The sequence below is a fragment of the Streptococcus sp. V869 genome, from assembly GCF_054353515.1.
Window position 1 is genome coordinate 453,487 of sequence record NZ_JBTHHW010000001.1, and the last position, 12,175, is coordinate 465,661.

The window sequence follows — 12,175 nt, forward strand, 5'->3', positions numbered from 1 at the left end:
TTAATCATAAATATAAAAAAAGAATTTACTCATTAAAAGTAAATCCTTTTTTAAGTTCCTAATTTATATTAGTCTTCTTTTGACTTATGCAAGATTGCTACTAGCACGATTGATGAAATTAAAGTTACAGCCCCAATGATTGTAAACAATGTTCCTTTACTTTCACCTGTATTTGGAAGTCCTGGCTTCTCTTCTGTAGTTGTAGTTTCAGAAGAAACTGACGGAGCTGTAGATGTTGTTGTAGTTTCAGAAGAAGTTGACGGAGCTGTAGATGTTGTTGTAGTTTCAGAAGATGAAGAAGGAGTTGGCACTTCTGGAGTTGTAGTAGTAGTTGAAGTTATAGGAGCTTCGGTTGTAGTAGTTGAAGTTGTAGGAGCTTCAGTCGTAGTAGTTGAAGTCGTAGGAGCTTCGGTTGTAGTAGTTGAAGTTGTAGGAGCTTCAGTCGTAGTAGTTGAAGTCGTAGGAGCTTCGGTTGAAGTAGTTGAAGTCGTAGGAGCTTCGGTTGTAGTAGTTGAAGTTGTAGGAGCTTCGGTTGAAGTAGTTGAAGTCGTAGGAGCTTCAGTTGTAGTAGTTGAAGTTGTAGGGGCTTCAGTTGTAGTAGTTGTCGTAGTCGTAGTTGTTGTAGTCGTAGTAGTTGTTGTAGTTGTTTCCTCTTTTGGATTTACAATTGTTTTCGTTACTGAATGATCAGCACCAAAATCTTCAACATTAACTACAGTATCAGCGTCTTTAATAACGTGACCAGAAGGAGCTTCAATTTCAGTTAAGATATACTTATCTTTTAACAATTTGTTAACTGCAATGTTACCATTTTCATCTGACTCAAACTCACCAATCACTTGATTATTGGCTTGACGAACAACTTTAAACTTAGCGCCCTTAAGTGGTTGGTTAGCATCATCGACTTTATGGATATTGATTGAGTAAACATAACCAACACCAGCACCACCTGCAATTTGAACTGCAGCTTTATTCAAAGCTTCTTTGATAACAATTCCTTTACCTTTTAATGTAGCTTCATTTTTTAAAACTTCTCCATCGACAGGTGAATAATTTAACTGAACATCATAAGTAATACGGTACTGATCCGTTTCAGCAACATCTCCAAGACTAACAGAGAATGATTGTCCATCAGCGCTAACAGTAACCGGATGTTCATTGGTTACATCAGAAGTGTTATTAAATTGCCATTCGCCATTGACAAAAGACATTTCTCCTTTTGTCACACGGAAGCTATCTTTTACATAGGACGCATTCGTGAATTGTAACTTGTCCTCAATAGTCACTTCTTTAATATTTTGTTTCTTTTGATTAATTGAGATTCCATAGGTAATTATTCTAGGATTATCTGAATGAACCCAACTAGTTTTCTTTAATTCATTAGGATTACCATCACCAACACCAGTAAATGAAACTTTACCACCAAATTTTGTTTCTTTGTTAATGGTGATTTCTACCGGTACCTCACCTTTTTGTGGATGTTTCTTAAAGTCGATACGGGCATAGAAGAAAAACGATCCCTTAGTATCTGAATGCTTTTCTGCATAATCGGTGTATGTCAAGGAGAGTTTTTTATTATCCTTATCCACTGTTGCATGGGCAATAACCTCATTAGTATTGACATCTTTAATGTCAAAACTATCCGAAGTAATAATTAAAGCATCTGGTACAGTTATGTCTGTGGTATCTCCTGCTTTAACATCCTTACCAGCTAAGTCAAAATCAGCATTAATTCGGAATGTTGCCCATTGTCCTAATTCCCAATCGAGGTTTCCGCCCTCATTATTGCTAACTTTGACATTTTTGATTGTATCCACAAATTTTCCAGTTACTGAGACCTCTGGTGTTTCAGCAAAAGTTTTATTCAAACTAAAAACAAAAATAGTTGTCAGGACACAAATTAAAAACGAGAAAATACTAAACTTTTTCTTATTGTTCATTATGTTTTACCTTCTTATTTATAAATTTCGAACAGACGAATCAGTAATATAGGTTAATTTTGCAGACAAAATTTAATAGATCCTCCTCCTAGTCTAAGACTAAAACTCCCCTATACTGTGAATTATATCACATTAAAATAGGGACATCAATGTTTAAGGTGTCAAATTAATATTAAAATGTAAATTTTTCGAAATATTAGAAGTTTTATGTTTTTAATGACGCAAAAAGATAGAATAACCGCTTACATCTTTTATTTTACAGGAAAGATAAAATAGGAAATTTACCTAAAATCCTAGTCAAATATTTCTAGGAGATTACAAGATTTAATATATTTTTTTGTAGGATGTTCTTTTAAGATTTTAATCAATTTTCACAGATTATTTCTCGATTTTTAAATTATTAGTCTATTTATAACAATAGTCGTTCCATAAGTGTATTTGGTTATTCTTGTTCTTTATGCTATACTTTGAAATGTGTAAAATATCGAAAGAAGGATATAAAACGAATGAGCTACAAATTTTTACTTTTCGACCTTGATCATACCTTGCTTGATTTTGATGCTGCTGAAGATGTAGCATTGACACAACTTCTGAAAGAAGAAACAGTTTCTGATATTCAGGCATATAAGGATTATTATATACCTATGAATAAAACCCTCTGGAAGGACTTAGAGCAGAAAAAAATTACAAAACAAGAATTAGTCAATACTCGTTTTTCTAGATTGTTTGAACATTTCGGAATTGAGAAAGATGGTACCTATTTAGCAAATCGCTACCAGTTTTATTTAGCTCAACAGGGGCAGGTATTTTCTGGGGCCATGGAACTCTTAGATAGCCTTATTGATCGTGGTTATGAACTTTACGCTGCCACAAATGGGATAACTACCATTCAGACAGGGCGCTTAACTCAATCAGGACTTGCTACTTATTTCAACCAAGTATTCATATCTGAACAGTTGAAAACACAAAAACCAGATGCTCTTTTCTACGAAAGAATTGGTCAACAAATACCTGGATTTTCCAAAGAAAAAACAGTCATGATTGGTGATTCACTAACAGCAGACATTCAAGGTGGCAATAATGCTGGGATTGATACTATCTGGTACAACCCTCATCATCTGGAAAATAAAACGCAAGCTCATCCAACTTATGAAGTCGACTCATATCAAGCTCTGCTAGAAATCTTAGATAAACTGTAAAAAGTGGTTTAGATAGCCACTTTTTGCTATAATAGAGGCAGTATAAATGAAGGAGTCAGCTATGGAACACTCGTCTTGGCATGCTTTGATTAAAGAGCAATTACCTGAGGGTTATTTTGGGAAAATTAATCACTTTATGGAACAGGTCTATGCTCATGGGACTGTTTATCCACCCAAGGAAAAGGTTTTTCAGGCTCTTTTGACGACTCCTCTGGAAGAGGTTAAGGTAGTGATTCTGGGGCAGGATCCCTATCATGGACCTGGTCAAGCTCAGGGTTTGAGTTTTTCAGTTCCTGATTCGATCCCAGCACCTCCTTCGCTTCAAAATATTCTAAAAGAACTGTCAGACGATATCGGAGTTAAGAAATCGCATGATTTGACAGCTTGGGCTGAGCAGGGAGTCTTACTCCTTAATGCATGTTTAACAGTGCCAGCAGGCCAAGCAAATGGGCATGCTGGTCAGATATGGGAACCATTTACAGATGCTGTTATTAAGGTGGTCAATAACCTAGATAGACCCGTAGTTTTTGTACTTTGGGGAGCCTACGCTCGTAAGAAGAAGTCCCTAGTTACTAATCCTCAGCATTTGATTATCGAATCAGCACATCCAAGTCCTCTTTCTGTATACAGAGGATTTTGGGGTTCCAAGCCTTTTTCTAAGGCCAATGCATTCTTAAAAGAAACAGGACAAGAGCCAATCGATTGGCTTAGATAAGGAGTTTATATGCCTCAGTTAGCGACAATTTGCTACATTGATAATGGAAAAGAATTACTCATGCTTCATCGCAATAAAAAGCCTAATGATGTCCATGAAGGAAAATGGATCGGTGTAGGTGGAAAGTTAGAGCGCGGGGAAACTCCACAAGAATGTGCTGCACGTGAGATTTTAGAAGAAACAGGGTTGAAAGCTAAGCCGGTTTTAAAGGGTGTTATCACTTTCCCTGAATTCACTCCGGACTTAGACTGGTACACCTATGTATTTAAGGTGACTGAGTTTGAGGGGGAATTGATTGATTGTAATGAAGGGACTTTAGAATGGGTTCCTTATGATGAGGTTTTAAGCAAACCAACCTGGGAAGGAGACCACACCTTCGTAGAGTGGCTTTTAGAAGATAAACCCTTCTTTTCAGCCAAGTTTGTCTATGATGGTGATAAATTATTGGATACACAAGTGGATTTCTACGAGTAAAGGAGTATAGATATGTTACTAATCAAAAATGGCCGTGTAATGGATCCAAAGTCTGGTTTGGATCAAGTTTGTGATGTTTTTGTTGATGAAGGGAAAATCATACAAATTGCTCCTCAAATTGATAAGGATGAAGCTCAAGTCATTGATGCAACTGGACTTGTGGTTGCACCTGGATTGATAGATATCCATGTTCATTTTCGTGAACCAGGTCAAACACATAAAGAAGACATTCATACAGGTGCTTTAGCAGCTGCAGCAGGTGGTTTTACAACAGTCGTTATGATGGCTAATACCAATCCAACTATCTCAGATGTTGAGACTTTAGAGGAAGTTCTTCAATCTGCAGCTAAGGAAAAGATTAACGTTAAGTCTGTGGCTACAATTACCAAAAACTTTAATGGTCAAGACTTAACTGATTTTAAAGCCCTTTTAGAAGCAGGGGCAGTTGGTTTTTCTGATGACGGAATTCCTCTTGAAAGTAGTAAAGTTGTCAAGGAAGCCATGGAAGAAGCGAAGAAACTAAATACTTTTATTAGTCTTCATGAAGAAGATCCTGGCTTGAATGGTACGCTTGGTTTTAACGAGAATATCGCTAAAGAGCATTTTCATATCTGCGGTGCAACAGGAGTTGCAGAGTACGCTATGATTGCTCGTGATGTCATGATTGCTTATGCAACTAAGGCTCATGTTCATATTCAGCATTTATCTAAAGAAGAAAGTGTTAAAGTAGTAGAGTTTGTTCAAGGTCTAGGTGCCCAGGTAACAGCAGAAGTAGCTCCACAACATTTTTCTAAAACTGAAGCTCTTCTCTTGACCCAAGGAAGCAATGCAAAAATGAACCCACCTTTACGATTGGAATCAGACCGCTTGGCTGTTATCGAAGGACTAAAATCTGGAGTCATTTCCGTGATTGCGACTGACCACGCGCCTCACCATGTAGATGAGAAGAATGTCGAGGATATCACTAAAGCACCATCAGGTATGACTGGTTTAGAAACTTCTTTGTCACTTGGTTTAACCTACTTAGTCGAAGCTGGCGAGCTAAGCTTGATGGAATTATTAGAAAAAATGACAGTAAATCCAGCAAAATTGTATCATTTTGAAGCAGGTTATTTGGCTGAAAATGGTCCAGCTGATATCACTATTTTTGATCCTAAAGCAGACCGTATCGTAGAATCACATTTTGCTTCAAAAGCATCTAACTCCCCATTTATCGGTGAAGAGTTAAAAGGTCAAGTTAAATATACTATCTGTAAGGGACAAATCGTTTACCAAGCAGATTAAAACTTTATACAGATATTCTTACTGTTTACCATTAATATTCTATTGATAACTAGAAAGAGTAGGTATGTATTCAACACAAAATAAAAAAGAAAAAATTCTCTTATTTTTAAAAATCTTTTTTCCAATCTTGATTTATCAATTTGCTAACTATTCCGCATCATTCATAGATACAACCATGACTGGGCAATATGATACGCTTAATTTAGCTGGTGTCTCTATGGCGACAAGTCTTTGGAATCCCTTTTTTACATTTTTAACTGGGATTGTCTCTGCTTTGGTGCCAATTATTGGACAGCATCTTGGTCAGGGTAAAAAGAATGAAGTTGCATCAGATTACTATCAATTTATGTATTTATCCCTTGGCTTGTCTCTCATTCTTTTTTCCTTGGTATTTTTAGCAGCTCCAGTAGTTCTTCAAAATATGAGTTTAGAGCCTGCTGTTAAAGATATAGCAATTCGTTATTTACGCTTGTTAGCCATTGGTATCATACCACTTTTACTATTCAGTGTAGTACGTTCACTTCTAGATTCCTTAGGAATGACAAAACTTTCCATGTATTTGATGCTTCTCTTACTTCCTCTCAACAGCGGATTTAATTATTTATTAATTTATGGTAAATTAGGATTTCCTGAGTTAGGTGGAGCAGGGGCAGGATTAGGAACTTCACTAGCTTACTGGTGTGTCCTATTCATTTCTCTTTACGTTTTACAAAAACATGAGAGGCTTAAGGAGTTTAAACTGAATCAATTATCTCCTTTAAACCTAGAAAAGATAAAGGAAGGGATTGTCTTAGGATTACCAATCGGTGGTACTGTTTTTGCAGAAGTGGCTGTCTTTTCAGCTGTTGGCTTAATAATGTCAAAATTTTCATCTTTCATTATTGCCAGTCATCAGTCAGCTATGAACTTTTCTAGTTTAATGTACGCATTTCCTATGAGTATTTCTACAGCTATGGCAATCGTAGTCTCTTACGAAGTTGGTGCAAAACGATTTAATGATGCTAAACAATACATACGCATAGGTCGTTTACTAGCATTCGTTTTTGCTGGTTTAACTCTTTCTTTTCTTTATTTGTATAGAGAAGCAGTAGCAGGACTTTATGGCCAAGATCCAGATTTTATCGCCCTAACAGCAAATTTTTTAACCTATAGTTTATTCTTCCAACTAGCCGATACATTTGCAGCTCCTCTTCAAGGTATTTTACGTGGGTACAAGGATACTGTAATTCCATTCTATCTTGGTATTCTAGGATACTGGGGAGTAGCAATCCCCCTTGGTTTAGCTTTAGATTTTTATACCTCATTAGGAGCATATTCTTATTGGATTAGTTTGATTGTAAGTTTAATTATAAGCGGTATTCTGTATCAATGGCGTTTGAAACACATTCTAAAGATTATTTCTCAATAAAATGATTTCAATCAAATAGACAAATATAAACTAAAAACCCTAAACTAAGTTTAGGGTTTTCGTAATTTAAATTATGTAAAGTTTATAAACTGTCTAAAGCATTTTTTTGTTCATCATTTACGATATGGGTATATAAATCCGTGACTTGCGTGCTTGCATGTCCAAGTTGATGGCTGACCAAAACCTGTGATTTGGTTGCATCATATAGTCGAGTTGCGAGTGTATGGCGAAGTTTATGAGGAGTAACACGGACTTTGAAGTCTTCAGAATACTTGGCCACCATTTTTTCTACGCTAGAAGCATCAATTCGATTAGGAACACCACGATAAAGGGTTAGAAAGAGGGCTGTATCTTTTTTTTCTGTTTTATATCTTTTATCTCGAATAGCAAGATATTGTTCAAGATATGGTTTTGCAAAGGTAGCAATATTAACTGAGTCTCGTTTTCCACCTTTTCTTGTTACATCAATGACCATCATTTTAAGGTTCAAATCTCTTATATCAAGATTAACTGCTTCAGATAAACGAACTCCTGAGGCCAAAAGTAGGGCAATAATAGCTAAATCACGCTCTTTGTTCTTATTAAAGGAAGATAGGGCTCTATTTGAGAGAGTTTTGGGGTATTCCTCATCGATATAATTCAAAAATCCCTCTGTTTCATCGCCTAAAAAGAGCTTTTGCTTGATATTTTCGGCTCGAGCAGCCAAAGTTTCTTTCTTTTTCTTAGTAGCAACCTTTTTCATGACATTTCGGTAGAAATAAGGTTCCCCTTGTTCATTTTCAACCTCTTCAGTCAAGTACTTATAGAGACTAGAAAGGGCAGAAAGGGTACGGTTAATCGTTGTTTGGGATACACCTTGTTTAGTTGTATTAGCATTAAGTAAGGGACGTTCACGTAAATATAGGATAAAAGATTCTAAATCTTTTTTGGTTAAATTCTCCAAAACCGATAAAGGAATATTAGCCATAGAATCAGCGTCCGAGATACCAGACTCCAAGACCCAGGTAAAAAATCGATCGTATTCTTTTAAGTATTCATATAAGGTTGTAAAGCTATAAGGGACAGCTAGTTTAGATTGATAGTATTCCAAAACGTACCAAGGCATGATTTGTTTAAGTTTATCGATTCGTTCCAGTAAAATCTCACGTTTCATGTTTTTCTCCAAATCTTTCTATACGAGTAGTATAGCATATCCAGATATTTTTTTCAAGAAAATTATAGTTTTTCGGAAAGATGTTATAGGAGATATATAGAAATACTGCGTATAACTGGAAATTTTTTTCATCAAGAAAATAGTTAATTTTATACTTTATAAAAGTGAAAACTGGAAAATTTTCAAACCTGAATTTTAGTGAAAATGTACTTTACTAAATTCAAAAAACTGATTAAATCAAAGTTTCTAGGCCTACAAGGGGGTTAAAAGGGACTATTTTGATACATTACGCATCTAAGCTACTCAATCAAAAAATGTACTTTATCCAGCATTAAAATAAAGTACATTTCGATTATAAAGTACATTTTTCAAAGAGTGTACATTACGCCTTAAACTCAGTCGTGCCAAGGGTTTATCCACTGTCTAGGGTAAAGTACAAAAAATTTTAGTTTTACTTAATAAACTATAAAAAATAGTATCCGATTTGTTAAATCAATGCTCAATCAATTTTCTCTATAGAATACTTTTGATTCTCTTAAGTATAATCACATACAAATTAATCTCATACAAAAAAACTCGACATCTTCATTTAGAATCGAGTTTTTTAATAAGTAACAATCTGCCAATTACGCTTCAAACTTTTTTTATTTTGAACCTCTTTAACACATAATATAAATTATGTAAATAGCTTCCTACAACAACAAATCTTTTACTTTCCCAATTTCACTTTTTGGAATCACGAGATGAATCATATCCCCTAGATACATCCTTGTAGAACCATTAACTGTCTTACTTTTACCGTTATGTACTTGGGTTGTGATAAGCACATTATGAGGTAAATTGAGTTCATGTACTTGTTTTCCAGCTATTTTGTCTGAAACAGGGATTTCTATCAGTGTAACTTCTCCGTCATCAGTTGCTGATTCAGGTAACATTTTCTCCAGCATGGCTTCATAGACAGGAGCTCCTTTGAGCAAATCCATGACGATGTAAGCTACTAGGGTCACCATACCTAAAGGCATAAGGTTTCGGATGTCACCAACCATTTCAGTTACAAGAATCATAGCTGTCAAAGGTGCTTTTGAGATAGCCCCAAAATAACCGCTCATTCCAAGAATTACAAATATAGGAAATTGCTGTTGCGTGACGAGTCCGAGATTGACACAAATAACTCCTACTAGAGCGCCAAGTAAAGAACCTAATGATAAAATCGGTAAGAAAATACCACCTGGCAGTCCACTTCCGTAACTGATCATGCTCCAGATAAAGCGAATGATAAAGTAAAGTAAGAGAATTTGGAAACTAAAATTTTGTTCTGTTAAGGATAAGACAACTTGATTCCCGCCACCAAGTATCTGAGGTAGAAAAATTCCTACTGGAATAATAAGAATAAAAGCAAAAATCGGATGATAAGCTTTATCAACGTGAAGCCTTTGGCCAAACCATTCATAAACTCTCCCGACATTCAGAACGGCTTTTTCATAAAGAAAACCTGAAAATCCAAGAAAAATCCCCATAAGTAGATAAATCCAATATTGACTAAGACTCATAAGTGGGATCTCATCCGGCATATCCAAAACAGGTGTTAAGCCAAAGATGAGAAGGGAAACAAAGTTTGCTACTAGACTAGCAGCCAAGGTAGAAACCCAGAAGAATCGCGAAAAATGGTGATAGACTTCTTCTACTACAAATAATAACCCCGCAATCGGTGCATTAAAGGCTGCAGCAAGTCCAGCAGCAGCTCCGCTAGCAATCAAAGAACGCTCCTCAACAGGGCTAGACTTGAGCCATTTAGCAATTCCTTTTCCTCCAGCGGCACCTAGCTGAATACTAGGACCTTCACGACCTAACATGAGTCCACTTGCAATTGCGAGAATACCAAGAATGTATTTCTTCCATAGCACACTCCACCAGTTGAGAGACATGAGACCTTTTAACTCTGCCTCAACTTGAGGAATACCAGAACCTTTGATATCTTTTTCTGACCGTGTTAATTTGGCACTAACTAAGCAAATTAGCATATAAAACAATAAAATAATCAATAGATTCCGTATCAGATTTTCTTGGTCTTGATAAAATCCTTGAACAATATGAAAGCCTTTTTCGATCAAAAATCGAAATGATCCGACAATAATTCCTACGACTAATCCGACAATAATACCTCGCCCTACTTGAGCTAAGATCGTACTGGACGCGAAAGCAAATTCTTTCTTGGAGCTAAGTATTTCCGATTGTTCCTCCATAATTCTCTCCTTTAATTATCTTTTACTAGTTTCTGAGACGATCGTTTTAATCGGTTCAAAACTGGTGCGATGAATAGGTGTGACACTGTGCTTTTCAATTCCTTCTAAATGCTTAGCAGTTCCATAGCCAGCATTTTGAGCAAAATCATAGCCAGGAAATTCTTCGTCATAGTTAGCCATGATCTTATCTCTGGTAACTTTAGCTATAATCGATGCTGCTGCAATAGATAAGGAATTAGCATCTCCTTTGATAATAGATGTCTGAGTGATTGGCAAGTCCAATTTCATAGCATCAATCAAGAGGTGCTTTGGTTGAGGATCAAGCTGATAAATAGCTTCTTTCATGGCTAGTTTCGTCGCTTCATAGATATTGACTTGGTCAATGACATGATTGTCCATAATCCCGATACCGATTGCTAGGGCATTCTCTTTGACAGCCTGAAAAATCTCCTCATGTTTTTTCTTAGGAATTTTTTTACTGTCATTTAAACCTTTAATTTTACAATTTTGAGGTAAAATCACTGCAGCAGCCACTACTGGACCAGCTAGCGGACCACGTCCAACCTCATCTACACCTGCAATTAGGTTAATCCCCTGAACGTAAAGTTCTTTTTCATATCGAAGCATAGCTTCTAAGCGAAGATTTTCATCTATTTCTGTTTGGATGGCCTTTTTACGCTTTTCAATTTCCTTTTGTACACCAGTACGAGAATCTTTTTCAAATTCCTTAAATAAGGGACTTTCAAGTTCTCTTATCTTTGCTAATTCTTCCTTTATTTCTTTAATCGTTGCCATTGAGATCATCCAATGTATCTAAGGTATAGTTACCAAGTTTTCCATCACGAACTTCTTTAACAAAGAGATTGTAAAAACGATCGTAATCATCACGGAAACCAAGGATACGCGTCATATCCATGATAATTTCTGGAGCTTCGTCATCCAGATTCATTTGTTTAAAACGTTCTTGAAGCTTTTCAGGATAATGGGTTTTAAAGTAATTAAGACCAAAAATTGTCACTTCATCCATTGGAAGCAACTGATCCTTGATGGCTCCTGTAAGGGCAAGTTTAAGAGCGACAGTTTCATCTTCGAATTTTGGCCAGAGAATCCCTGGAGTGTCCAAGATTTCCAAATCTTTATTTGTTTTGAGCCATTGTTGGCCCTTTGTCACACCTGGTTTGTTACCAACTACAGCAATTTTCTTACCAGCCAAACGGTTCATCAGCGTTGATTTACCAGCGTTTGGAATACCGATTATCATGGTACGCAAGGTTTCAATTTGAATCCCACGTTCTTTTTGACGAGCGATTTTATCTGCCATAAGCTTTTTGGCAGCGTCTGTAACCACTTTAACTGTAACTTGCTCTTTTGAATTAATGGCTAGTGTTTGTATTCCTTGTGCTTCAAAGTGTTGACGCCATTCTTTTGTATGGGTTGGGTCAGCAAGATCTGCCTTGTTTAAAATCAGGAGCCTTGGTTTATCTCCTACAATTTTAGTCAGCATTGGATTTTGACTTGACAAAGGCAAACGTGCATCAACTAAAATTGTCACAAAATCAACAAATTTTAAATTTTCCTGAACCTGTCTTCTCGCTTTTGACATATGGCCAGGAAACCATTGAATAATAGCCATTCTATTTCCTTTTCTTCATACAAACTTAATCGATAAATCATAGATGATTACTGTCTATTTTACCATAATTTAGATAGTTTTGCAGGGGGTTAGACAATTAAAAGACTAGAAAAGCCCCTCTTAAAG

At 36.2% G+C, this 12,175-nt stretch carries 10 protein-coding genes; 5 read left to right on the forward strand and 5 right to left on the reverse strand.

Annotation, left to right across the window (positions count from 1 at the left end):
- Positions 1-68: 68 nt before the first annotated feature.
- Positions 69-1,940, reverse strand: coding sequence for an Ig-like domain-containing protein (locus ACXYSN_RS02300; protein WP_458636007.1), 1,872 nt, complete (start codon positions 1,938-1,940; stop codon positions 69-71).
- A 506-nt stretch (positions 1,941-2,446) separates the two neighbouring features.
- Between ACXYSN_RS02300 and pynA the strand changes: the two genes are divergently transcribed.
- The 5 genes from pynA (at position 2,447) to ACXYSN_RS02325 (ending at position 7,020) form a co-directional block, all read left to right on the forward strand.
- On the forward strand, positions 2,447-3,139 hold the full coding sequence (gene pynA / locus ACXYSN_RS02305; protein ID WP_458636008.1) for a pyrimidine 5'-nucleotidase PynA: 693 nt from the start codon (positions 2,447-2,449) through the stop codon (positions 3,137-3,139).
- Positions 3,140-3,200: 61 nt separating this feature from the next.
- A complete protein-coding gene (locus tag ACXYSN_RS02310) occupies positions 3,201-3,854 on the forward strand; it encodes a uracil-DNA glycosylase (protein ID WP_458636009.1) in 654 nt (217 codons plus the stop codon).
- A gap of 9 nt (positions 3,855-3,863) precedes the next feature.
- The gene (locus ACXYSN_RS02315; protein WP_001135775.1) at positions 3,864-4,328 is read left to right on the forward strand and encodes an NUDIX hydrolase; all 465 of its coding nucleotides are present in this window, start codon (positions 3,864-3,866) and stop codon (positions 4,326-4,328) included.
- Between the two features lie 12 nt (positions 4,329-4,340).
- Positions 4,341-5,612 (forward strand): dihydroorotase, encoded by a 1,272-nt coding sequence (locus tag ACXYSN_RS02320; RefSeq protein WP_458636010.1) that lies wholly within the window; start codon positions 4,341-4,343, stop codon positions 5,610-5,612.
- 64 nt (positions 5,613-5,676) lie between these two features.
- Positions 5,677-7,020, forward strand: a complete 1,344-nt coding sequence (locus tag ACXYSN_RS02325) for an MATE family efflux transporter (protein ID WP_458636011.1) — start codon at positions 5,677-5,679, stop codon at positions 7,018-7,020.
- 82 nt (positions 7,021-7,102) lie between these two features.
- Here ACXYSN_RS02325 and xerS read toward each other — a convergent pair whose 3' ends face one another.
- From xerS to ylqF, 4 genes are all read right to left on the reverse strand, one after another.
- Positions 7,103-8,173, reverse strand: a complete 1,071-nt coding sequence (gene xerS / locus ACXYSN_RS02330) for a tyrosine recombinase XerS (protein WP_458636012.1) — start codon at positions 8,171-8,173, stop codon at positions 7,103-7,105.
- 692 nt (positions 8,174-8,865) lie between these two features.
- Entirely contained in the window at positions 8,866-10,416 is a 1,551-nt protein-coding gene (locus tag ACXYSN_RS02335) for a ClC family H(+)/Cl(-) exchange transporter (RefSeq protein WP_458636013.1), read from the reverse strand.
- A gap of 15 nt (positions 10,417-10,431) precedes the next feature.
- Complete coding sequence (locus tag ACXYSN_RS02340; protein WP_458636014.1) at positions 10,432-11,211, reverse strand: ribonuclease HII; 780 nt, start codon at positions 11,209-11,211, stop codon at positions 10,432-10,434.
- Complete coding sequence (gene ylqF, locus ACXYSN_RS02345) at positions 11,198-12,049, reverse strand: ribosome biogenesis GTPase YlqF (RefSeq protein WP_458636015.1); 852 nt, start codon at positions 12,047-12,049, stop codon at positions 11,198-11,200. Before ylqF ends, ACXYSN_RS02340 begins: the two co-directional genes overlap by 14 nt.
- Positions 12,050-12,175 lie beyond the last annotated feature (126 nt).